The organism is Haemophilus parainfluenzae (genome assembly GCF_900638025.1).
Classification (GTDB): domain Bacteria; phylum Pseudomonadota; class Gammaproteobacteria; order Enterobacterales; family Pasteurellaceae; genus Haemophilus_D; species Haemophilus_D parainfluenzae_J.
Genome location: NZ_LR134481.1, coordinates 908231 through 929951 on the forward strand (window position 1 = coordinate 908231; position 21721 = coordinate 929951).

General features: G+C 38.9%; 25 protein-coding genes. 15 read left to right on the forward strand and 10 right to left on the reverse strand.

The window, feature by feature from the left end; translation table 11 throughout:
* The first annotated feature begins 51 nt into the window (after positions 1-51).
* From EL215_RS04635 to fis, 7 genes are all read left to right on the forward strand, one after another.
* A complete protein-coding gene (locus EL215_RS04635) occupies positions 52-1500 on the forward strand; it encodes a surface lipoprotein assembly modifier (RefSeq protein WP_126470511.1) in 1449 nt (482 codons plus the stop codon).
* A gap of 12 nt (positions 1501-1512) precedes the next feature.
* Entirely contained in the window at positions 1513-1767 is a 255-nt protein-coding gene (locus tag EL215_RS04640; RefSeq protein WP_049356072.1) for a YhdT family protein, read from the forward strand.
* Positions 1767-3191: a sodium/pantothenate symporter gene (gene panF, locus EL215_RS04645; RefSeq protein ID WP_126470513.1), complete on the forward strand. Its 1425-nt coding sequence runs from the start codon at positions 1767-1769 to the stop codon at positions 3189-3191. Before EL215_RS04640 ends, panF begins: the two co-directional genes overlap by 1 nt.
* Before the next feature lie 16 nt (positions 3192-3207).
* On the forward strand, positions 3208-4083 hold the full coding sequence (locus EL215_RS04650; protein WP_126470515.1) for a DMT family transporter: 876 nt from the start codon (positions 3208-3210) through the stop codon (positions 4081-4083).
* A 12-nt stretch (positions 4084-4095) separates the two neighbouring features.
* Positions 4096-4983, forward strand: coding sequence for a 50S ribosomal protein L11 methyltransferase (prmA, locus tag EL215_RS04655; protein WP_126470517.1), 888 nt, complete (start codon positions 4096-4098; stop codon positions 4981-4983).
* Between the two features lie 146 nt (positions 4984-5129).
* Entirely contained in the window at positions 5130-6110 is a 981-nt protein-coding gene (gene dusB / locus EL215_RS04660; protein WP_049356065.1) for a tRNA dihydrouridine synthase DusB, read from the forward strand.
* Entirely contained in the window at positions 6104-6403 is a 300-nt protein-coding gene (gene fis / locus EL215_RS04665) for a DNA-binding transcriptional regulator Fis (RefSeq protein ID WP_005696908.1), read from the forward strand. Before dusB ends, fis begins: the two co-directional genes overlap by 7 nt.
* A 46-nt stretch (positions 6404-6449) precedes the next feature.
* Here fis and EL215_RS04670 read toward each other — a convergent pair whose 3' ends face one another.
* The 4 genes from EL215_RS04670 to bcp all read right to left on the reverse strand — a co-directional run bounded on the left by EL215_RS04670 (position 6450) and on the right by bcp (position 8817).
* A complete protein-coding gene (locus tag EL215_RS04670; RefSeq protein WP_126470519.1) occupies positions 6450-7250 on the reverse strand; it encodes an energy transducer TonB in 801 nt (266 codons plus the stop codon).
* On the reverse strand, positions 7247-7723 hold the full coding sequence (exbD, locus tag EL215_RS04675) for a TonB system transport protein ExbD (RefSeq protein WP_126470521.1): 477 nt from the start codon (positions 7721-7723) through the stop codon (positions 7247-7249). Before exbD ends, EL215_RS04670 begins: the two co-directional genes overlap by 4 nt.
* A gap of 2 nt (positions 7724-7725) precedes the next feature.
* Positions 7726-8178 (reverse strand): TonB-system energizer ExbB, encoded by a 453-nt coding sequence (exbB, locus tag EL215_RS04680; protein WP_126470523.1) that lies wholly within the window; start codon positions 8176-8178, stop codon positions 7726-7728.
* Positions 8179-8349: 171 nt separating this feature from the next.
* Positions 8350-8817 (reverse strand): thioredoxin-dependent thiol peroxidase, encoded by a 468-nt coding sequence (gene bcp / locus EL215_RS04685; protein ID WP_126470524.1) that lies wholly within the window; start codon positions 8815-8817, stop codon positions 8350-8352.
* Positions 8818-8932: 115 nt separating this feature from the next.
* Here bcp and dapA point away from each other — a divergent pair, with 115 nt between their 5' ends.
* The gene (gene dapA, locus EL215_RS04690; RefSeq protein ID WP_126470526.1) at positions 8933-9829 is read left to right on the forward strand and encodes a 4-hydroxy-tetrahydrodipicolinate synthase; all 897 of its coding nucleotides are present in this window, start codon (positions 8933-8935) and stop codon (positions 9827-9829) included.
* 102 nt (positions 9830-9931) lie between these two features.
* Entirely contained in the window at positions 9932-10933 is a 1002-nt protein-coding gene (gene bamC / locus EL215_RS04695) for an NlpB/DapX family lipoprotein (RefSeq protein ID WP_126470528.1), read from the forward strand.
* 62 nt (positions 10934-10995) lie between these two features.
* Here the strand turns inward: bamC and EL215_RS04700 are convergent, their stop codons facing one another.
* The 3 genes from EL215_RS04700 to arsC form a co-directional block, all read right to left on the reverse strand.
* Positions 10996-11292, reverse strand: coding sequence for a DUF5377 family protein (locus EL215_RS04700; RefSeq protein ID WP_126470530.1), 297 nt, complete (start codon positions 11290-11292; stop codon positions 10996-10998).
* Positions 11293-11317: 25 nt separating this feature from the next.
* The gene (locus EL215_RS04705; RefSeq protein ID WP_126470532.1) at positions 11318-11572 is read right to left on the reverse strand and encodes an alternative ribosome-rescue factor A; all 255 of its coding nucleotides are present in this window, start codon (positions 11570-11572) and stop codon (positions 11318-11320) included.
* Positions 11573-11637: 65 nt separating this feature from the next.
* Complete coding sequence (gene arsC / locus EL215_RS04710; RefSeq protein ID WP_049356048.1) at positions 11638-11988, reverse strand: arsenate reductase (glutaredoxin); 351 nt, start codon at positions 11986-11988, stop codon at positions 11638-11640.
* Between the two features lie 94 nt (positions 11989-12082).
* Between arsC and EL215_RS04715 the strand changes: the two genes are divergently transcribed.
* Positions 12083-13129, forward strand: a complete 1047-nt coding sequence (locus tag EL215_RS04715) for an AI-2E family transporter (protein ID WP_126470534.1) — start codon at positions 12083-12085, stop codon at positions 13127-13129.
* 36 nt (positions 13130-13165) lie between these two features.
* Here the strand turns inward: EL215_RS04715 and tsaA are convergent, their stop codons facing one another.
* The gene (tsaA, locus tag EL215_RS04720; RefSeq protein WP_126470536.1) at positions 13166-13903 is read right to left on the reverse strand and encodes a tRNA (N6-threonylcarbamoyladenosine(37)-N6)-methyltransferase TrmO; all 738 of its coding nucleotides are present in this window, start codon (positions 13901-13903) and stop codon (positions 13166-13168) included.
* A gap of 61 nt (positions 13904-13964) precedes the next feature.
* Here tsaA and EL215_RS04725 point away from each other — a divergent pair, with 61 nt between their 5' ends.
* The 3 genes from EL215_RS04725 (at position 13965) to EL215_RS04735 (ending at position 16968) form a co-directional block, all read left to right on the forward strand.
* Positions 13965-14876 (forward strand): 1,4-dihydroxy-2-naphthoate polyprenyltransferase, encoded by a 912-nt coding sequence (locus EL215_RS04725; RefSeq protein WP_126470538.1) that lies wholly within the window; start codon positions 13965-13967, stop codon positions 14874-14876.
* 45 nt (positions 14877-14921) lie between these two features.
* Complete coding sequence (rraA, locus tag EL215_RS04730; RefSeq protein WP_126470540.1) at positions 14922-15419, forward strand: ribonuclease E activity regulator RraA; 498 nt, start codon at positions 14922-14924, stop codon at positions 15417-15419.
* A 163-nt stretch (positions 15420-15582) separates the two neighbouring features.
* Positions 15583-16968, forward strand: coding sequence for a DASS family sodium-coupled anion symporter (locus EL215_RS04735; RefSeq protein ID WP_126470542.1), 1386 nt, complete (start codon positions 15583-15585; stop codon positions 16966-16968).
* Positions 16969-17034: 66 nt separating this feature from the next.
* Here EL215_RS04735 and plsB read toward each other — a convergent pair whose 3' ends face one another.
* Positions 17035-19488, reverse strand: coding sequence for a glycerol-3-phosphate 1-O-acyltransferase PlsB (gene plsB, locus EL215_RS04740; RefSeq protein ID WP_126470544.1), 2454 nt, complete (start codon positions 19486-19488; stop codon positions 17035-17037).
* A 220-nt stretch (positions 19489-19708) separates the two neighbouring features.
* Here plsB and lexA point away from each other — a divergent pair, with 220 nt between their 5' ends.
* Together lexA and dapF are read left to right on the forward strand one after the other, a co-directional pair.
* Positions 19709-20332 (forward strand): transcriptional repressor LexA, encoded by a 624-nt coding sequence (gene lexA / locus EL215_RS04745; protein ID WP_126470546.1) that lies wholly within the window; start codon positions 19709-19711, stop codon positions 20330-20332.
* 121 nt (positions 20333-20453) lie between these two features.
* The gene (gene dapF / locus EL215_RS04750; RefSeq protein ID WP_126470548.1) at positions 20454-21278 is read left to right on the forward strand and encodes a diaminopimelate epimerase; all 825 of its coding nucleotides are present in this window, start codon (positions 20454-20456) and stop codon (positions 21276-21278) included.
* 51 nt (positions 21279-21329) lie between these two features.
* Here the strand turns inward: dapF and EL215_RS10390 are convergent, their stop codons facing one another.
* The gene (locus tag EL215_RS10390) at positions 21330-21515 is read right to left on the reverse strand and encodes a carbonic anhydrase family protein (protein WP_232013321.1); all 186 of its coding nucleotides are present in this window, start codon (positions 21513-21515) and stop codon (positions 21330-21332) included.
* Positions 21516-21721: the final 206 nt, after the last annotated feature.

A 21721-nucleotide genomic window follows, 5' to 3' on the forward strand; every position in this document is an offset into this window, starting at 1 on the left:
ATTGTAAAGCAAGCCTTTGGCTTGCTTTATTTTTCTTTATAGGAATAAAAAATGACTTCACAATCTAAACTTGTTTTATTTTTAAGCTCCTCATTATTGCTTAGTTCATTCTCTTTTGCAGTAGAGAAGTCTCCTCAACCTCGGGATGAGCGGTTTGATGATCAGCTTCAGCTTGCGAAACCTGACTTATCCAGTCAAAAGCCACAAATTTCAGAGAAACGCGATGATAAACATACACTTTCTATGACGAAAGAAGAATTGGCAAAACATCCTGATTTAATCGTACGAGGATTGATTCCTGCAGTGTTGCAAAATAACGGTGAAGCCGTTCAACTATTATTACCGTTATATCAAGATTTGCCTAAACAAGATTCATTTTTACTTGAGTGGGCGAATGCGATTAATGCTCGCGAAGAGGGGCGCTTTTCAGAAGCGGTAACTCGTTATCGTACGCTATTTTCTCAAGATTCAACCATTCTTCCGTTACGTTATCAGTTAGCACAGGCACTCTTTTTTAACAATGATAATGAGGCGGCCAAAGACCAATTCCAAAAACTGAGAGCTGAACAATTTTCACCTGAGTCTATCGTCATGATCGACCAATATCTTTCGGCGCTTAATCGCCGAGATCAGTGGAAGTTTCAGGGTGGTCTGAGTTTCTTAAACGAAAGTAATATTAACAATGCACCAAAAGCAGGCACTCGCATTGGAAATTGGAATGCCTGGGCGCGCGAAAGTGCCACAGGTTTTTCTTATTTTGCGGATGCAGAGAAAAAATGGTCATTACCCCATAATTATTTCACTAAATTTTCTATTGAGGGGAGTGGGAAATATTACTGGGATAATAAAAAATATAATGAATTTAATGGTAGAGTTGGCGCTGGATTAGGTTATCAAACAGCACGTTTTGAGATGTCATTAATGCCATTTACAGAAAGACGATGGTATGCAGGAGGCTCATCAGGGAGTGAGTCAATGAAGCAGTATTCGAAAAATTCAGGTGCTCGTTTAGATTTAATCTATTGGCTGAATGAAAAGTGGCAAATGTCAACCGCACTTGAATATGGTGAACAGCGTTATAACACGCGTAAACATTTGAATGGCAATAACTATCTTTGGTCGAATACGTTATCTTATTTTCCTAAGAGTGGTCAATTTTGGTTCGTAGGCGCTGATTATAATCGTGAAAATACACGAGATGAAGACAATGCTTATCAACGTAAAAACCTCCGTTTAGGTTGGGGGCAAGAGTGGGGATGGGGGATTTCAACCCGAGTTTCCCTTGCGTATGCACGTAGAATTTATAAAGGTGCTGATTTATTTAATATTCGTCAGAAAAATAATGAATATCAATCAGCAGTAACATTATGGCATCGTGATCTTTACTTTTTAGGAATCACGCCTAAAATTACATGGTCTTATCAAAAAGTGTCAAGTAATCACCCATTTTATCGCTATGATAAAAATCGTATTTTCTTAGAAATGGGTAAGACTTTCTAACTGGAGGTAATTATGGATTTATCACAACGTTATAAACAAGCCGCTAAGGAGGCGCGTTGGGCATTAGGTTTAGCTATTCTTTATGTCATAGGATGGTGTGTTTGTGCTTATTTACCTAAGGACTCGCCTGGGCCAATAGGTTTTCCGTTGTGGTTTGAATTATCCTGCATTTATTTACCTATTTTGTTTGTCGTCATTGGGTATTGGATTGTCAAAATTGTCTTTTTAGATATTCCACTAGATGTTGAGCCAAAGGAGAATAAATAATGAATTTAGGTATTATTCTTCCATTAATTATCTATTTAGCTTTTATTTTCGGCGCCGCATTATTTGCTTATACCAAACGCGTAAAAGGTGATTTTTTGACTGAATATTATGTGGGAAATCGCTCAATGACGGGCTTTATACTCGCTATGACAACCGCTTCTACTTATGCGAGTGCTAGTTCCTTTGTCGGGGGGCCAGGGGCTGCTTATAAGTATGGGCTAGGTTGGGTGTTACTCGCCATGATCCAAGTGCCGGCTGTTTGGTTAGCCTTAGGCGCATTGGGTAAAAAGTTTGCATTACTTTCTCGTGAAACCAATGCGCTTACTATCAATGATTTATTTCTCTATCGTTATAAAAATAAATATCTCGTTTGGATTTCCAGTCTAGCATTGTTGCTTGCTTTCTTTGCTGCTATGGTTGTGCAATTTATTGGTGGAGCAAGATTGCTCGAAACCACGATAGGGATTCCTTATACTCACGCCTTACTTATTTTTGCCTTAACGGTTGGCATTTATACGTTTATTGGTGGTTTCCGAGCCGTCGTATTAACTGATACGATTCAAGGTACGGTAATGATTTTTGGCACAATTGTGCTATTAGTGGGCGTTATTTACCATCTCGGTGGCGTAGAAAGTGCGGTCAATAAATTAACTGAAATTGATCCGAGTTTAGTGAGTCCTTACGGCCCGAATGAGATGCTCGATTTTCAATTTATGGCATCGTTTTGGATCCTAGTCTGTTTCGGTGTGGTTGGTTTACCACATACAGCCGTGCGTTGTATGGCTTTCAAAGATAGTAAAGCCTTACATCGAGGCATGCTCATTGGTACGATTGTCCTTTCAGTCATTATGTTAGGGATGCATTTGGCGGGCGCTTTAGGGCGTGCCGTTGTGCCAGATTTAACGGTGTCAGATAAAGTCATTCCAACCTTAATGTTGGAAGTGCTCCCACCTATTGTTGCAGGAATTTTCTTAGCCGCGCCGATGTCAGCGATTATGTCCACAGTTGATGCGCAACTCATTCAATCCTCCTCAATTTTTGTGAAAGACTTATATCTTGCGAGCAAACCTGAAGCCGCGAAGAATGAAAAACGAATTAGCCGTATTTCATCGGTCATTACACTGATTTTATCGGCGTTGTTAATTCTCGCTGCTCTCAATCCACCTGATATGATTATTTGGTTGAATTTATTTGCTTTCGGGGGATTAGAAGCGGCATTCCTTTGGGTGATTGTATTAGGCATTTATTGGGATAAAGCAAATGCAGCAGGGGCAATAAGTTCAATGGTGGTGGGATTAAGCAGTTATGTGCTGCTGACTCAATTTGGTATCAAACTATTTGGTTTTAATGCGATTGTGCCTGCACTTGTATTTGGTTTGATTGCTTTCATCTTGGGTAACCAATTCGGCGCAAAAAAACAGTAAAAATGGACCGCACTTTATGGTTTATCAAATCCTAGCATTGTTTATTTGGAGTAGTGCCTTTGTTGCCGCTAAATACACCTTTACAATGATGGACACCATTTTGATGATCCAAGCTCGCTTATTAATGGCAGCGATTATTGTGATGCCACTCTTTTTTCGTCGTTGGAAAGGCGTGTCTAAACCGATGCGAAAACAGCTTTGGTGGCTAGGTTTTTTCAACTATACTGCGACCTTTTTGCTGCAATTTATTGGTCTAAAATATACGAGCGCGGCGAGCGCAACAACCATGATTGGATTAGAACCATTATGTGTGATTTTTGTAGGACATTTTTTCTTTCAAGATCGTGCGAAATGGTATCATTGGGTGTGTGGGGCTTTTGCCTTTTTAGGCGTGGCCATTTTAATTCTAGGCGGGCAGGGAAATGAAGGCGCAAGTGAAATTAGCTTATTGGGTTGCTCCTTAGTGGTGGCGGCAAGTATTGTATTTGCTTGTTGCTTGCGTTGGACGAAAAAAGTGGTGGCAACGGTTTCAGCACAAGCCTATACATCCATTTCGATTGTGTTAGCAAGCATCACCATGCTGCCATTTACTTTATTGCTGACGGAAAACTGGGATATCCATTTTAACTGGCTTGGTTTCTTCGGTTTGATTTATCTCGGCGTAGCATGCAGTTGGTTTGCTTTTTGGTTATGGAATAAAGGCTTAAATTCAGTGGATGCAAAAATCTCGGGAGTTTTGACCGCACTTGAGCCGATTTTTGGTGTCTTTTTGGCAGTATTATTACTCAACGAAGAGGTTTCACTTGTTTCAGCGCTTGGGATTATCATTATTGTGGTTTCAGCCCTGGGCGTAAGTTTATTACCCAGATGGTTACACAAAGAAATTAATTAAAAGGAAAAGAAGATGGCGTGGATTCAAATTCGCTTAAATAGTACAAATGAAAAAGCCGAGAAAATTAGCGACTTTTTAGAAGAAATTGGCTCAGTTTCGGTCACATTTATGGATAGCCAAGATACGCCGATTTTTGAACCACTTCCAGGCGAAACGCGTCTGTGGGGAAATACCGATGTGATTGCATTGTTTGATGCTAAAACCGATATGAATGAAATTGTGAGTTTGCTTAAACAAGCACATCATTTAGATGAAAACACCGCTTACAAAATTGAGCAAATCGAGGATAAAGATTGGGAACGTGAATGGATGGATAACTTCCACCCAATGCAATTTGGTCAACGTTTATGGATTTGCCCAAGCTGGCGTGAAGTGCCGGATCAAAATGCGGTTAATGTGATGCTTGATCCTGGTTTAGCTTTTGGGACAGGGACCCACCCGACAACTGCACTTTGTTTAGAGTGGTTAGATGGTTTAGATTTAACAGGCAAAACAGTGATCGATTTTGGCTGTGGCTCAGGAATTCTTGCCATTGCAGCCCTTAAATTGGGGGCAAAAAATGCAATCGGTATTGATATCGATCCACAAGCGATTCTTGCCAGTCGTAATAATGCGGAACAGAATGGTGTTGCAGATCGTCTGCAACTTTTCTTATCCGATGATAAGCCTGCTGATTTAAAAGCAGATGTTGTTGTGGCAAATATTCTGGCTGGACCATTAAAAGAACTTTACCCGATTATATCTCAATTAGTGAAAGAGGGTGGTGATCTTGGATTATCAGGCATTTTAGAAACGCAAGCGCAATCGGTATGCGATGCCTATGCGCAATCGTTTGATTTAGATCCTGTGGCGGTGAAAGAGGAATGGTGCCGTATTAAAGGTAAATTAAAATCGGCTTAATTTCTTTTTGTCAATTAAAAAAGTGTATTTTTTGAACAAATTTCCCTTTGCAAAAAAAAGAAAAATGCGTAATATAGCACCCCTTGTCGGTTGCTATTGTGGCCTGACTTGCTGGAGATAGGACTTGTAATTGGGGATAACATAAAATGCGAATTGGTTCTTATGAATTAAAAAATCGTATTTTATTGGCACCCATGGCAGGTATCACGGATCAACCTTTTCGACGTTTATGTGCCCATTACGGTGCGGGATTAACGTTTTCAGAGATGATGTCCACCAACCCACAAGTTTGGCATACAGATAAATCGAAACTTCGTTTAGCACATAGTGAAGAACTAGGATTAAATGCGGTGCAAATCGTAGGTTCTGATCCTTTAGAAATGGCCCAAGCTGCAGCAATTAATGTAGCCTATGGCGCTGAAATTATCGATATCAATATGGGTTGTCCCGCAAAGAAAGTGAATCGAAAACTGGCGGGCTCTGCACTTCTTCAATTTCCCGATTTAGTGGAGAAAATTTTAAAAGAAGTCGTGAATGCCGTTGATGTGCCTGTGACGTTAAAAATTCGCACAGGGTGGGATAAAGCAAATCGAAACTGTGTGCAAATCGGCAAAATTGCAGAACAATCTGGTATTCAGGCTTTAACCATTCACGGGCGGACGAAAGAATGCTTATTTGAAGGTGAAGCGGAATACGACAATATTCGAGCAGTGAAACAATCAATTTCAATTCCAATCATTGCGAATGGTGATATTGATTCTGCCTCGAAAGCGAAAAAGGTACTTGAGTATACAGGTGCTGATGCAATAATGATCGGTCGTGCCGCACTAGGCAATCCATGGCTTTTTCAAGCCGTTGAGGCTTTAGTGGAACATGATTCGATAATTCAAACACCAAGTTTGCGTGAAAAGTGCGGTCATATTTTGCGTCATATTCAGGAACTCCATCAGTTCTATGGTGAGCAAAAAGGCTATCGAATAGCCCGTAAACACGTGGCTTGGTATTTACAGGGAATTCAACCCGATTCCGTTTTTAGACAGACTTTTAACGCAATTAATGAACCGAAAGAGCAGTTAATTGTGCTGGAAGATTTTTTAAATTCAATTTTGGATAAAGAAAAATGTTAGAACAACAACGTAGTCCGTCTGAAGCGTTAACCGTTTCAGTTTTAAACTCTCAATCACAAGTAACAAACAAACCATTACGTGATTCAGTAAAACAAGCTTTACGCAATTACTTATCACAATTAGATGGTCAAGATGTGAATGATCTTTACGAATTAGTATTAGCGGAAGTTGAACACCCGATGTTAGATATGATTATGCAATACACCCGCGGTAACCAAACCCGTGCAGCTAACATGCTCGGTATCAACCGTGGTACATTGCGTAAGAAATTGAAAAAATACGGTATGGGCTAATTAAAATTAGCAAAAAGAAAGGCGAACATGATGTTCGCCTTTTTATTTATTGAATGGTGAAACTAATTGGTACGCTTACTGAAGACGCAAATCCAGCAGGTTTTGGACCGACAGGTCTCGCACTTCTTACAGCTTCAAGTGCTGCATTATCTAAGCTTTCATCACCAGAAGATTTAGTGACACGCTCTCCAGACAGAGAACCATCTGCTCCAACACTAAAACTGACACTAACAATACCTTGTTTACGCATCATTTTAGCACGTGCAGGATATCGCTTATGCCGTTCAATTTCACGTCGAATAGCTACTCTATAGGCATTATGCTCATCTGTATTGGCTCCAGAACCACCTTGAATACCATTTGGGCCAGGTTGACCAGTAGTTGTCGCTTTAGAATTTGCCGTAGCCGTCGAATTAACATTCTTATCGCCAATCGGTAAATTCTTCGGCATTTCTACCGCTTTCTCTGCTTTTACCTCATTTTTAGGTTTTTCTTTTGGCTTCTCTTTCGGTTTTGGTTTCGGTTTTTCTATTGGTTTTTCTGGCTTTTTCTCAGGTTCTTTTTTCTTCTCAGGCTCTGGTTTCTTCGTTGGATCCGCAACGACTTCCTGTTTTTCAGGTTCCGGTTCTGCCTGTTGAGGTTCAGGTTCCGGCTCAGGAGCGGGTTCTTCCACTCGCATTCCTTGAATCATTTCCATCGAAATTGTCGTGGATATTTCACCTGGAACATTACTCGCCGCTTCATGTGGCGTATGCCAATTCCAAAGCAATCCGCCTATAATTGCACCATGAATTAATAGAGAAATAAGCAAGCTTAATAGTGATCGTTTAGCTTGTTGGCTGTTCATTGACTACGTCCTACTCCAACGCCTCCGCTTGCAACTCCACCCACTTCAGGCGTATTTTTTGATTCATTTCCTTGAGTCGTTTTGCTTGGGGCGCCTTTATCTTTCATGGAAACAATGGCGACATTTTTGATTTCATTTTTCGATAACATATCGGTAATGGTCACGAAATCTTGGAAAGATGCTTCTGCATCAATTTTTAATGTAACTTTCTGATCTTTATTCCAACCAGCGATCTCTTTTTCAAGCGCTTCTTGCGAGATTAGTTTATCATTAAAATAAAGCTGTTTATCTGCCGTCACGGTTAATAATTTGGCTAATTCATCTGATTTGAATGCGACCGTTGAACTCGCTTTTGGTACATTGACTTGAATTTTTCCTTGAGAAATAAAGGATGCGGTGATCAACACTATCGCTAATAACACCAACATAATGTCGATGAAAGGAATGATGTTAATTTCATCAAATTTTTTCACGATTATTCCTTATTTTTTTGAGCGTTTAATACTTTCCATTTCAATAGGTTAACTTCTACTTTACGACCTAAGCCGTTATAGAGCATCATGGAAGGAATCGCGACTAAAATACCTAATGCGGTTGCTTTTAATGCAAGAGAGAGGTGCATCATAATAGCACCGGCATCGACTTCGCCATCGCCATGGCCAATTTGGTAGAAAGTCAATAAAATTCCAATTACTGTACCGAGTAAGCCAACATAAGGCGCATTGGCACCAACAGTGGAGATTACGGTCATATTACGATTTAAATCAATTTCAAGTGCGTGAATATTAGAATATTTCGCTACGTTCACACGCTTTAAAAAGAGAAAACGCTCAATCACAGCGCTGAGCATGATTACACTCATCAGAAGTAGAAACCCGATAATTATGTAATCACTATATTGTTGTAAAAAATCAAAAAGTTGTAGCATTTGATAGTCCTTGTATGGCTAATAAAAACAAATTAGATTGAGAATGAATTTCAATTAGATGTGAATTCTATCAAATGGAAAATAGAGCGTAAATATAAATTAAAAAAATGAGTATTTTTTTAACCGCACTTTGGGGTAAATCAGAAAAGTGCGGTTGTTTTGAGAGGTATTTTAAAGGGGTTGTAGATAATCTAAGACGACTTGATGATGTTCACCCGTTTTGAATTTATCAAAAACATGTTGAATTTTGCCTTGTTCATCAATGAGAAAGGTAATACGATGAATACCATCATAAACACGACCCATAAATTTCTTTTCTCCCCAGACGCCAAATTGTTCTGCAACCTGGTGATCTTCATCAGAAAGTAAGGTGAAATTGAGTGCTTTTTTCTCGACAAATTGAGCGAGTTTTTTGGGTGCATCTGTACTGATGCCTAAAATGACAACACCTAATTTTTCTAATTCACTTTTAGTATCACGTAAACCACAGGCTTGAGCTGTACAGCCCGGCGTTAATGCTTTTGGGTAAAAATACACGAGTACTTTTTTACCTTTGAAATTGCTAAGTGAAACAGGTTGATTGTCTTGATTTAAGAGTGTGAATTGGGGTGCTAAATCACCTACTTGTAATGTTTTCATAAAAAATCCTTAAAAATGTGAAAAATAATTTGTAAATTTAAACTATTTTAGCGATTATAACTCAGTATTTTCAAATATTATTGTTAAACGCAGAATAGATGTAAATGGAGAGCTTATGACTATGCAAAACCCTTTATTTTCAGGCAGTATTGTTGCTTTAGTAACCCCGATGGATAACCATGGAAACATTGATTTTGAAACATTAAAAAAACTTATTGAATTTCATATTGATGCGGGTACTGATTCGATTGTATCTGTGGGCACAACAGGAGAATCTGCGACATTAAGCATTGAAGAAAATGTAAAGGTGATAGAAAAGACAGTTGAGTTAGCGAAAGGTCGTATCCCAATTATCGCGGGTACTGGTGCAAATGCAACAAGCGAAGCTATCGTGATGACAAAATTATTGCGTGATAGTGGTGTGGCGGGTTGCTTATCTGTTGTCCCTTACTACAATAAACCGACTCAAGAAGGCATGTTCCAACATTTTAAAGCGATTGCAGAATGCACGGATTTACCACAACTTCTTTATAATGTGCCAGGTCGTACCGGCAGTGACATGAAACCTGAAACTGTGGCACGTTTAGCGCAAATTGATAATATTGTGGGGATTAAAGAAGCAACTGGCGATTTAGCTCGCATCACTGCGATTAAAGGATTAGCCGGTAAGGATTTTATTGTATTAAGCGGTGATGATGCCACTGGGTTAGATGCCATCAAATTAGGTGCAGAGGGAGTCATTTCAGTGACAAATAACCTTGCTGCAAAAGACATGGCGGCAATGTGTCGTTATGCTTTAGCGGGCGATTTTGCAAAAGCAGAAGAAATTAATGCTCGTTTAATGCCTTTACATAAGAATTTATTTATTGAATCAAATCCAATTCCAGTCAAATGGGCAGCATATCGTTTAGGCTTAATTAAGACTCCACATTTACGTTTACCACTTACCGTGTTAAGCGAAGGCGCGCAAGTCAAAGTAGAAGAAGCATTAAAAGTTGCTTGTTTGATTTAATGAATTAAAGGGTTGTTTTTACAGCCCTTTAAACTTTCAGCTCTTTTATTTGTCAAAGAGCGGTCATTATTCTAATTATTTTTTATTGAAAGGATTTAAGGAATGAAAAAAATCGTACTGAGTTTAGTCGTGTTAGCATTGCTATCGGCGTGTACAAACAACGTAGAAAAAATGCAGACAGCTAACGATACTTATCAAGATTCTGATCGTGAAACACCAAGCTTTTCTCCTTTAGCAAATGGTGGTGTTACATTGCCGAAAACTGATCCAACTTATAAACTTCCTCAGCTTAATGGAAAAAAAGAACGCGTGGATATTCGTCCGCCTTCAACCCCATTAGCGATTATTAAAAATTCTTTAACACAATTTGATGGCGAACGTGCATTAATTGTTTATACGGATGCACAAGCAGAGCTTTATAATCTTAAGCAAGTTGAGCGTTTATTAAAAGAAGAAGGTACGAATTCGACTTTAAATGGTGCGGTATTAATTAGTGATTGGGCGCCAACGGGTCGTGCAGATGATAAAGCCAATACAGAGATTCGTTATAAAGTAGAACAAGTGACAGCGAAAGACGCAAGTGCACTAGCTGTTTCGGTAGAGCAAATGCGCCATGACGGCGTAATTTATACGCCAAATCAAGTAAATAAACAGCGATACGCATCCGATCGTTTAAATCGTTTTATTTCTGCGATCACTAACGCTTATAACAAACAACAACAAGACTTAACCGGCACGTCAACGATGCCTTTTCAATCGAGTGTAATTACTGATACGAATGGCAGAATGGCATTAGGTATGAATGCAAGTTTTGCTCAAGCATGGCAACGTTTAGGTTCGGTTTTACCGAAATTAGGCTTTAAAGCGACATCGGAATCGGCTGGCCGTGGTTATCGAGAATTGAAATATAAACCATTGGATAAACAAGCGTGGTTACGCTTAGGGGCAAGTCAACCTCATTTAGAAAAAGGCGTTTACCAAATGCAAATCTTAGCCGTGGGTAAACAAAGTGCAGTTATCATTACTGATGAAAAAGGTAATACATTACCAAATGACGCGGCTCAATCGCTCTATTCGGCATTAAATGTCTTGCTAGCACGATAGTATGAGTTAAGAAAAAAAGTGTGGTTCAATTGAGTTGACCGCACTTTTTTATTAGAAAAAATTTATTCAGCTTTCACGCCTAAGTTACCTATTTTTACGCCGAGATTACCGAGTGAAACTGGATCCAAATAATCTCCTAAGAATTTGAATAACTCGTCTAATTGGGTAAATGAGCGTTTGATTTTTACTTGATCTTCTACTTTACGCACAAATTCATAACGCACATTTTCGTCTTCAAAATAAGCCGTGAGCGTGAGATAAATGGTTTCAAAAAAGTGGCTTTGAGCCCCTTCTTCACCCGGGTCACTGATACGGACATTCCAAGTATTGTTAAATAAAATTTCTGTTTTGATTGACATATAGACTTCCTCTGTTTGTTATTTTTTATACTGAAATTGAAACGAAAAACCCGATGATAAAATTTCTGAAATCAAAAACTTTATCATCGGGCTTTTCAAACCAATTGCTCGCATATTTTGCTTTTCGTTGGTAACTGCCTTTGCCTTTACGTTTTTTCTCAACGCGTTGGCAGAATAATTTGTCGTGTAATAGTGCCATCACAGCATTATCTTTCACGACTCCTTTGGCGTGTTGATAAATGGGCTGATTCTCAACCGCACTTTTTGTTTTTTTTGTCATATTAACCTCTAAAAAATTGCCGTGAAGTGTTTCACGGCAAGTTATTATAGCGAAAATGAATAGAATTACAAAATGGCGAGTACGCTTTCAGGCGGTCGTCCAATTTTGGCTTTTTCACCTTTTACCACAATCGGGCGCTCTAATAAGGCTGAATTTTCACTGATGGCTTTTAATAAATCATCATGAGTTAATGCAGGATTATCTAACCCTAATGATTGATAAAGCTCATCTTTGGTACGCATCATTTTTCTAACATCATCTAATCCTAATTTATTAGCCAGTTGCTGTAATGCTTCAACAGAGTAGTGTTGTTGTAAATAAAGTTCGATAGTCGGTTGAATGCCCTTTTCTTCTAATAAAGCTAGGGTTTCACGGCTTTTTGAACAGCGTGGATTATGATAAATCTTAACAGACATAACGTTTCCTTCTATTTTATGTTGAATGAGTGGATATAGGATTGATTTAAATTTTAACTTATAATGACAAAAAATACTTGTTTAGGAAGACTTTATGTTTGAAATGCTAAAAAATTGGTATAGCCGCCGCTTAAGCGATCCGCAGGCGATGGGGCTACTTGCCATTTTGTTGTTTGGCTTTATTGCGATTTATTTCTTTAGTGATTTAATCGCCCCGTTACTGATTGCCATTGTATTAGCATATTTATTGGAAATGCCGATTAACTTCCTGACGAAAAAATTAAAGTTTCCTCGAATGCTCGCCACGTTAATTATTTTTGGTGGCTTTCTAACCTTGGCGTTATTAATTTTCCTTGGGCTTGTGCCAACACTATGGAATCAAACGATTTCCTTATTAAGCGATTTGCCAGCCATGTTCAATAAATTACATGAATGGTTGTTAGCCCTTCCTGAGCATTATCCTGAACTCATTGATTACACCATGATTGACACTTTTTTTAGTGCGGCTCGAGCGAAGATTTTGGGCTTTGGTGAATCTGCGGTGAAATTGTCGATTACCTCATTAATGAACCTTGTATCACTGGGTATTTATGCATTTTTAGTGCCATTAATGATGTTCTTTATGCTGAAAGATAAAAGCGAACTTCTTGCGGGTGTAAGCCGATTTTTGCCTAAAAACCGTCTTTTGGCCTCTAAAGTATGGAATGAAATGCAGCAACAAATTGCGAATTATATTCATGGCAAGTTGTTGGAAATTTTGATTGTTGGCGTAGTGACTTACATCATCTTTTTAAGCTTTGGTTTAAATTATCCGTTGTTGCTTTCTGTTGCCGTTGGGTTGTCTGTATTAGTCCCTTATATCGGTGCAGTATTGGTGACGATCCCTGTTGCTTTAGTTGCGATGTTCCAGTTTGGCATTTCCCCAACGTTTTGGTATTTGATTGTGGCCTTTGCGGTAAGTCAACTTCTAGATGGAAACCTGTTAGTACCGTATTTATTCTCTGAAGTCGTTAATTTACATCCTTTAGTAATCATTATTTCGGTGCTGATTTTCGGTGGATTATGGGGGTTCTGGGGCGTATTTTTCGCTATTCCATTGGCAACGCTCGTCAAAGCTGTACTGAATGCATTGCCGGATTAGACATAATTAAAACGATAAAAAGAAAGCTGACGAAAGTCAGCTTTTTTGTTCTTTTAATTTCTGGATATCCAGAATTTCGACACAGTCTGTTGTCCCCGCTTTAATACGCCATTTAATATTAAATTCGTACAGACTAATACCGTAAATACGATCGGTTTCTTTACCTTGTTGATAAGCCGGGCGGGGATCTTGTGCGATCACTTCTGTAATAAATCTCGCTAAGTGCGGTCGGTTTTTGTGATATTTTTCAACTGCACTTTGGGCGATTTCTGTAAATTCTACGTTTAATTTTGCAGGTGGTTTTTCTTGCGCAAAACTTGATTTTGCCTCAGGTTCGCTATCAGCATAGGCAATATAAGGCTTAATATCAAAAATAGGTGTACCATCTACAAGATCCACGGAACCCAAATGCAGAAAAACACGTCCATGAATACATTCCACTTGGCGTAATTCAACTTTGGATAAGCCTAGCGGATTAGGGCGATGCGTAGCGCGTGAAGCAAATACACCGACACGTTGATTGCCCCCTAAACGAGGAGGGCGAACAGTGGATTGCCATTTTCCATGGGGTACTTTGTCAAATTGGAAAATAAGCCAAAGATGGCTAAATTGCTCTAATCCTCTAACCGCTTCTGGTGTATTATACGGAGGAAGCAGTTCCACGATGCCAATGCCATCCTGTACTAAATCTGGTTGGCGTGGCACTGAGAATTTTTCTTTGTAAGGCGTGTGAATCACCGCAATTGGGTGAAGAGTCAGTGTTAAATCATTCATAAAAAGGCAATTTCCGTGTAGAATACGCCCTTTATTGTAATCAAAAGTGCGGTCAAAAAAAATGACAAATCATAAATTGAAAATGTGGTGGGAAACCGCTCGTCCAAAAACCTTGCCTTTGGCGTTATCTTCTATTTTTACTGGTTCGGCATTGGCATATTGGGCGGATAAAGAAAGTTTTAATCTCACCGTGATGTTACTTTGCTTGCTCACCACCCTTTTATTGCAAGTACTTTCTAACTTTGCTAACGATTATGGCGATCATCAAAAAGGGTCAGATACCGAAGAACGTATTGGGCCTTTACGTGGTATTCAGCAAGGTGCAATTTCCGCGAATGAGCTTAAGTGGGGCCTAATTTTAATGGCGGTGGGTTCATTTTTCTCAGGTGCATTCTTAATTGGTATCGCATATCAAAACCTAACAGATTTATTGGCCTTTGCAGGTTTGGGCATTCTTGCCATTATTGCTGCCATTACTTATACCGTTGGAGCGAAACCTTATGGTTATTTAGGTTTAGGCGATCTGTCAGTGCTGCTCTTTTTTGGACTATTAGGTGTAGGTGGAACTTACTATCTCCAAACTCACAGCATTGATAGCTTAATTACTTTACCTGCGCTTGGCTCTGGTCTATTAGCAACAGCAGTTTTAAATATCAATAACTTACGAGATATTGAGCAAGATGCGAAAGTAGGAAAAAATACCCTGGTTGTGCGTATTGGTCCGAAGAAGGGACGTATTTATCACTGTGTTTTATTAAGCGTTGCCGCTTTATGTTATATGCTATTTGCAGCATCAACAGCATTTAGCCCTTGGCATTTCTTATTTTTACTGGCATTTCCACTGTTATTAAAACATGCGTTATTTGTTTATCGCAGCAAAGAGCCTACGGTGTTGCGTCCGATGTTGGCTCAGATGTCAATGATTTCTTTATTTATCAATATCTTGTTTAGTTTAGGCTTGCTTATCGGCTAAATCGGCTTATACTAGAGAAAAAATTTTAACGACAAGGGGTACATTATGTATATCGATACTTCAGAACTTTGTGATATTTATGCTGATCAAGTAGATGTGGTTGAGCCAATTTTTTCTAGCTTTGGTGGAGTCAGCAATTTCTACGGCAAAGTGACGACAGTAAAATGTTTTGAAAATAATGGATTAATTGCCGAAATTCTCGAAGAAAATGGTAACGGCAGAGTGCTTGTCATCGATGGTGGTGGTGCTGTACGCCGTGCTTTAATTGATGCTGAGCTTGCACAACTTGCCGCAGATAATGACTGGGCGGGCATTATTGTTTACGGTGCCGTGCGTCAAATTCAACAGCTTGAAAATATTGATATTGGTATTCATGCACTCGCACCAATTCCTGTTGGCGCAGAAAATAATAATCATGGTGAAAGTGATCTTCCAGTGAATTTTGGTGGCGTGACATTCTTCCCTGAAGATTATATTTACGTGGATTTAACCGGCATTATTCTTTCACAAGAAGCGTTAGATTTAGAAGATTTTGAAGAATAATTTTAAAATTTATGATCGTTTTATAGTGTGGTTAGAAATAACCGCACTTTTTTTGTTTGAAATTTTTTGAACAAGATCACATTTTAAATATTTGTAAGTTGCAAGTTTGTAACATTCATTTAACATCATAAATGGTTCATTTGCAATCAATTTGGAGGGGCCTATGAACGAAACAAACATAACAAAAGATTATAAAAGTGGAATTATCTTTCTGCTTGCGATAATCTGTTTTTCTATCTTATTAAAATTTCTACCTTTCACACCTAAGGAAAATGCGGGTTTAGCATTATTAGCCTTTGTGGCTATTCTTTGGTTAACTGAAGCACTGCATGTAACAGTGACTGCGCTATTAGTCCCATTGCTTGCTATTGCACTTGATTTGGTCACAACGAAGCAAGCTTTAGTGGCTTTTGCTGATCCAACCATTTTCTTGTTCTTTGGTGGTTTTGCTTTAGCGACAGCCTTGCACATGCAAAAGCTTGATAAAATGATTGCGAATAAAATCATGGCAATGGCTCGCGGCAATTTATTTGTTGCCGTGATGTATCTTTTCTCTATTACTGCTTTTCTTTCTATGTGGATGAGCAATACTGCAACAGCAGCCATGATGTTGCCTTTAGCCATGGGGATCTTAAGTCAACTTGATAAAGAAAAAGAACACAATACTTATGTTTTCGTATTATTGGGTATTGCATATAGTGCGAGTATCGGTGGGATGGGAACATTAGTGGGTAGTCCACCAAATGCTATTGTCGCAAGTAACTTACATTTAACCTTCTCTGATTGGTTATGGTATGGCTTGCCAATTATGATTATTTTGATGCCATTAATGGTAGGTACACTTTTCATTGTATTTAAACCAAAACTTAATTTACGTTTTGATCAAAACTTTGAACGTATTGAAATGAATGGTCAGCGCATTTTAACGCTTGTGATTTTTGCTGTGATTGCGCTCTGCTGGGTATTCAGTAGCTATATTAATCCAATGATTTCAGGTGTATTTGGTCTTGCCAAAAATATCGGTAGTTTTGATAGTGTGGTTGCATTACTTGCTGCTGTGATTATTTGTTCAACAGGGGTAGCAAATTGGAAACAAATTCAAGAAAGTACTGATTGGGGCGTATTGATGCTTTTCGGTGGTGGTTTAACCTTGAGTGCGGTGTTAAAAGATTCTGGTGCAAGTAAAGTTTTAGCTGACGGTATTGTATTCTTAGTTCAAGGACAACATTACTACCTCATTGGTTTATTGGTCGCGACCTTCATTATTTTCTTAACTGAATTCACTTCCAATACGGCAAGTGCTGCATTATTAGTACCAATCTTTATTTCCATCGCACAATCTCTTGGTATGCCGGAAATTGGTCTTGCGTTAATCATCGGTTTAGGTGCATCTTGTGCCTTTATGTTACCAGTGGCGACACCGCCAAATGCAATCGTATTTGGTACGGGTGAAGTTCGTCAAAGTGATATGATCAAAGTTGGATTTATCTTAAATGTTGTATGTGTATTAGTCATTGCGACAATAGGGTATTATTTCTGGTTGAATTAATCATACAATATGGATAAAAGGGCTTGTTATATATTCAACACGCCCTTTTATTATTAGAAGTATTGATTATTTATCTTCTTTAGATTTATCTTCTTCTATTTCAATCACAACTTCATCGGCTTTATCTGCAGCACCATTGATTGTTAAGCAAACCTCACTAGAAATTAAGCGCTCTAAGATTGAGGCTAGCTCATCTAATTTTTCTTTATTATCCTCGAAATAACCCTCTTCTTTCAAATTAGCAATAAAGGTGGAAAAGACGGCTTTATCGAAGAATTCCGGTGCATTAATACCATGTAATACGGAAAGACGCTGTGCCACCAATTGGCTTTCCTTTTCTAGTAAACCACGAGCAATTTCAGGGTCTCTACGTAAAATACTCACTGTAATATAGTAGCGTTGTAAGATTTCACGTATACCCGCAGACCAAAGTTGTAAAATACGAACTTTAGAACGGTTGATAGACAAGAAATTATCATTCGCTTGGATAACTTCTTGACGCGCAAATTCACCAATAATGGCTTTAATTTGTGTATTTAATTCTTCTTCATTGAAATGAAGGAAGAGTTCGCCTTTCAAGAATGGATAAATTTTACGTATTGCATCTAATAATAAATCTTTTTGGATCGCTTCATAATGTAAAACGATACTTGCAACAAGTGAAGGCAATACAAATAAATGCTGAATATTATTGCGATAATAAGTCATAAGAACCGCTGAATTACGTTCTAAGCGAATGATTTCGCCGAAGTTATCTTTTTCAACCAATACCCCTACACGGTCTAAACTTAGTACATGATCAAGCATCGCTTTTGGTGTATCAGTTGGCAGTACCACATCAGTAGAATAAGGTACATTCTGCAACATTTCTTGATAGCTAGAGAGTTGCTCTAATAGCTGTTCATGAGAAAGTGCACGCTGACGAGAAGAGAGTAGAGTGGTCCCCACTAAATTCATCGCATTAACAGCAGCAGCTTTATTAATATTCACCATCACTTGATTAGAAACAGACCCAACCGCATGGTTAAACCAGTGTGGTTTATCTTCATGATATTGTTCTTTCCACTCTGGATAATGATGATTGAGATAATTGGAAAGTGTAATTGGCTCACCGAAATTCACAAAACCCTGACCTAAATTACGCAATTTTTTAATCACTCGCAAAACTAAGCCCGCATTTTCTTTTTCTTTTGCGGCACCACGTAATTCTTTCGCATAAGTGTCCACTTCTAATACGTGCTCATAACCGATATACACGGGCACCACAGAAATTGGACGCGTTTGGTTATGCTGAAGTGCTTGTAGCGTCATTGACATCATACCGGTTTTCGGTGCAAGCAAGCGACCTGTACGAGAACGACCACCTTCAATGAAGTATTCGACGGAATAACCGCGGTGGAATAATTCGCCTAAATACTCACGGAAAATTGCAGAATAAAGACGATTACCTTTAAATGTTCGGCGAATAAAGAATGCGCCCCAGCTGCGGAATAAAGGACCTGCTGGCCAGAAGTTTAAGTTGATCCCTGCTGCAATATGTGGCGGTACAAGACCTTGGTGATAGAGCACATAAGAAAGTAATAAATAGTCAATGTGGCTGCGGTGACAAGGCACATAAACAATCTCATGACCTTCTAGTGCCAGTTTACGCACTCGATCTGCGTTTTGAACATTAATGCCAGAATACAGTTTGTTCCATAACCAGCGTAAGAAGCGATCTGCAGCGCGAAGGCTCGAGTGGCTTACATCTGCAGCAATTTCATGAAAAATTTTTTCGGCTTCAGCGTAGGCTTTCTCGTGGCTGATATTTTTTGATTTTGCCTCATCTTCAATCGCATTTTGGATTGCTTGGGAATTTAATAGTTTATTAAACATGGCTTCACGGTTTGGTAAACGAGGACCTGTCGCAGAAATGCGTTGTTTAGCAAAGTGTATTTTAGCGACGCGAGCCAGTTTTTGCGCAATTTTTTCATCTGAACCGTGTTTATTTACCATGTAACGCAAAGAAAGCGCTTGAGAAAAACGCACAAAAGTGTCACGTCCAAACCAAATCGCTGCAAAGGTTTTTTGAATACCGTTTAATAAGCGAAGATTCGGTAAACCTGCTTTATCTTCTTTACCCGGAGAACGGCCCCAAAGCACAGAAACAGGAATGAGTTGCACATCTAAATTGACAACATCATGGTGTAATTCTAAGTATTTATTGAATACCTTTACCGTTTCATCTTTTGCGCCTTTTGATTTAAAAAAACGGCGCCCTTCATCCAAATAGACATAACGCGGTAATGCTACGCCATCAATCACGTTTTTTTCAGCGGGATCAGGTAAACCGACACTCAAGCAGTTACGGCGAAAAATCACGAAGTCAGTTTGAGAGGTGTAAGGTAAAACATAAAGAATAGGTTGATTGATGTTGAGTTGAAGCTCTTCGATAGGTTGGGCAGGAATAGGATTATTTTTCACTAAAACTGAAAGTGGAAATTCCAATAATTTACGATAAGTACTTACGATGCCAGACATAATAAACGTTCTCTTTTTGTTAGACATTTGCTAGGTATTGTGAGGTATTTTAACATATTAGCCACATTAAATTCTAAAATTTTATATTGGAGATTTATGGGAGATAACTCTAGAATAAGAGAAAAATAGACCGCATTTTTATCTCTCAAAAATAGTTGTTGCAATTAAATTCTTTATGTATATACTGACAGGATTTCTGTATAAAGAAACAGGGGTGTATATGAGACCATTAACTGCCAGACAACAAGAAGTGCTGGAACTCTTAAAACGTCATCTAGAAACGACAGGTATGCCGCCTACGAGAGCTGAGATTTCTCGGGAATTAGGTTTTAAATCCCCGAATGCGGCAGAAGAACACTTAAAAGCGCTTGCCCGTAAAGGCGCAATTAAAATAGTGGCAGGTGCTTCTCGTGGTATCCGTATTATTGATGACACAGCAAATGATGAGAAAGAAGGCTTACCACTCATTGGTCGTGTGGCCGCTGGCGAGCCGATTTTGGCTGAGCAACATATTGAAGGTACTTATCGTGTTGACGCTAATATGTTCAAACCTCAAGCTGACTTTTTATTAAAAGTATATGGCCAATCTATGAAAGATATCGGTATTTTAGATGGTGATCTTCTTGCTGTGCATAGTACAAAAGATGTGCGAAATGGACAGATTGTTGTTGCCCGAATTGAAGATGAAGTGACAGTAAAACGCTTAGAACGCAAAGGTTCTGTTATTTATCTGCATGCAGAAAATGAAGAGTTTCAACCGATTGTGGTGAATCTTGAGGAACAGCCTCATTTTGAAATTGAAGGGATTGCAGTAGGAATTATACGTAATAACGCTTGGATGTAATGATGAAAGTGCGGTGAGAAAATGAAGTATTTTTTGACCGCACTTTGCCTATTCTGGCTATTTGCCATTCGGCTTATTGCTCTCTATAATGCCAAAAAATTTTCAAATCAAGGAAGGAAACATGCAGTTTTCCAAAATGCATGGCCTTGGCAATGACTTTGTCGTTGTTGATGCTGTGACGCAAAATGCCTATTTTACCCCTGAAACTATTAAACGCTTAGCGGATCGTCATCGTGGCATTGGTTTTGATCAGCTTTTAATTGTTGAGCCACCTTATGATCCAGATTTGGATTTCCATTATCGTATTTTCAATGCAGATGGCAGTGAAGTGTCACAATGTGGAAATGGGGCAAGATGTTTTGCGCATTTTGTGACCTTAAAAGGGCTGACTAATAAAAAGGATATTGCAGTAAGCACGCAAAAAGGAAAAATGATTTTAACGGTAAAAGAAGATGGGCAAATTCGTGTCAATATGGGTGAGCCGATTTGGGAACCCAATAAAATTCCTTTTACTGCCAACAAATTTGAAAAAAACTATATTTTACGTACCGATGTTCAAACGGTGCTTTGTGGTGCAGTATCAATGGGCAATCCACATTGTGTTGTTCAAGTGGATGATATTGAAACGGCCAATGTAGCAGAGTTAGGTCCATTATTAGAAAATCACGAACGTTTTCCGGAAAGGGTAAACGCTGGATTTATGCAAGTCGTCAATCGTAACCACATTAAATTGCGTGTATATGAACGTGGTGCAGGTGAAACGCAAGCGTGTGGCAGTGGTGCTTGTGCGGCAGCGGCTGTTGGAATTATGCAAGGTTTACTTGATAACAAAGTGCAGGTTGATCTACCTGGTGGTAGCTTGCTTATTGAGTGGGAAGGCGTAGGTTCGCCGCTTTATATGACGGGTGATGCTACTCATATCTATGATGGCAACATTCACCTTTAATCTCTTCTAATCGAATAAAAAATGTGTGGAAACTATCCACGCATTTTTTATTTATTGTTCAACTTCCACATCACGCTGATTTAATAGTTGCGTTGGACGGTTATTTTTCCCTTCCATTTCTTCTATTGCGGTAATTTGTGCTTTACTTGCTTGAATAGGTGCTTTAAAAATGGTCCAAGCTACGTTTTCACTACAAGGTGGAGTAGTGAGCGATCCATTTAAGGGAAAATGAGCCATCTTTTTTGGCATTAGCGCTTGAGTATCAAGCGGTTGAGCCAATTTTTAGTGAGTTTTTTCTAAACGACTGGCGCTAATGCTGGATTAGCTTCACCTTCATTGGTCATTAGACGAGTCTTCATAAGGCACCTCTTCTTTCTTGTGGTGTATGCCTCATCGATTCTACTTGTTATGTTAGATAACTTTTTGATTTTGGACAAGTTTTG

What these genes read in the sequence shown, in the direction of transcription:
- EL215_RS04635 (WP_126470511.1), top strand. Translation starts at nt 52, where the DNA reads ATGACTTCACAATCTAAACTTGTTTTATTTTTAAGCTCCTCATTATTG.
- EL215_RS04640 (WP_049356072.1), top strand. Translation starts at nt 1,513, where the DNA reads ATGGATTTATCACAACGTTATAAACAAGCCGCTAAGGAGGCGCGTTGG.
- panF (WP_126470513.1), top strand. Translation starts at nt 1,767, where the DNA reads ATGAATTTAGGTATTATTCTTCCATTAATTATCTATTTAGCTTTTATT.
- EL215_RS04650 (WP_126470515.1), top strand. Translation starts at nt 3,208, where the DNA reads ATGGTTTATCAAATCCTAGCATTGTTTATTTGGAGTAGTGCCTTTGTT.
- prmA (WP_126470517.1), top strand. Translation starts at nt 4,096, where the DNA reads ATGGCGTGGATTCAAATTCGCTTAAATAGTACAAATGAAAAAGCCGAG.
- dusB (WP_049356065.1), top strand. Translation starts at nt 5,130, where the DNA reads ATGCGAATTGGTTCTTATGAATTAAAAAATCGTATTTTATTGGCACCC.
- fis (WP_005696908.1), top strand. Translation starts at nt 6,104, where the DNA reads ATGTTAGAACAACAACGTAGTCCGTCTGAAGCGTTAACCGTTTCAGTT.
- EL215_RS04670 (WP_126470519.1), bottom strand. Translation starts at nt 7,250, where the DNA reads ATGAACAGCCAACAAGCTAAACGATCACTATTAAGCTTGCTTATTTCT.
- exbB (WP_126470523.1), bottom strand. Translation starts at nt 8,178, where the DNA reads ATGCTACAACTTTTTGATTTTTTACAACAATATAGTGATTACATAATT.
- bcp (WP_126470524.1), bottom strand. Translation starts at nt 8,817, where the DNA reads ATGAAAACATTACAAGTAGGTGATTTAGCACCCCAATTCACACTCTTA.
- dapA (WP_126470526.1), top strand. Translation starts at nt 8,933, where the DNA reads ATGACTATGCAAAACCCTTTATTTTCAGGCAGTATTGTTGCTTTAGTA.
- bamC (WP_126470528.1), top strand. Translation starts at nt 9,932, where the DNA reads ATGAAAAAAATCGTACTGAGTTTAGTCGTGTTAGCATTGCTATCGGCG.
- EL215_RS04700 (WP_126470530.1), bottom strand. Translation starts at nt 11,292, where the DNA reads ATGTCAATCAAAACAGAAATTTTATTTAACAATACTTGGAATGTCCGT.
- EL215_RS04705 (WP_126470532.1), bottom strand. Translation starts at nt 11,572, where the DNA reads ATGACAAAAAAAACAAAAAGTGCGGTTGAGAATCAGCCCATTTATCAA.
- arsC (WP_049356048.1), bottom strand. Translation starts at nt 11,988, where the DNA reads ATGTCTGTTAAGATTTATCATAATCCACGCTGTTCAAAAAGCCGTGAA.
- EL215_RS04715 (WP_126470534.1), top strand. Translation starts at nt 12,083, where the DNA reads ATGTTTGAAATGCTAAAAAATTGGTATAGCCGCCGCTTAAGCGATCCG.
- tsaA (WP_126470536.1), bottom strand. Translation starts at nt 13,903, where the DNA reads ATGAATGATTTAACACTGACTCTTCACCCAATTGCGGTGATTCACACG.
- EL215_RS04725 (WP_126470538.1), top strand. Translation starts at nt 13,965, where the DNA reads ATGACAAATCATAAATTGAAAATGTGGTGGGAAACCGCTCGTCCAAAA.
- rraA (WP_126470540.1), top strand. Translation starts at nt 14,922, where the DNA reads ATGTATATCGATACTTCAGAACTTTGTGATATTTATGCTGATCAAGTA.
- EL215_RS04735 (WP_126470542.1), top strand. Translation starts at nt 15,583, where the DNA reads ATGAACGAAACAAACATAACAAAAGATTATAAAAGTGGAATTATCTTT.
- plsB (WP_126470544.1), bottom strand. Translation starts at nt 19,488, where the DNA reads ATGTCTGGCATCGTAAGTACTTATCGTAAATTATTGGAATTTCCACTT.
- lexA (WP_126470546.1), top strand. Translation starts at nt 19,709, where the DNA reads ATGAGACCATTAACTGCCAGACAACAAGAAGTGCTGGAACTCTTAAAA.
- dapF (WP_126470548.1), top strand. Translation starts at nt 20,454, where the DNA reads ATGCAGTTTTCCAAAATGCATGGCCTTGGCAATGACTTTGTCGTTGTT.
- EL215_RS10390 (WP_232013321.1), bottom strand. Translation starts at nt 21,515, where the DNA reads ATGGCTCATTTTCCCTTAAATGGATCGCTCACTACTCCACCTTGTAGT.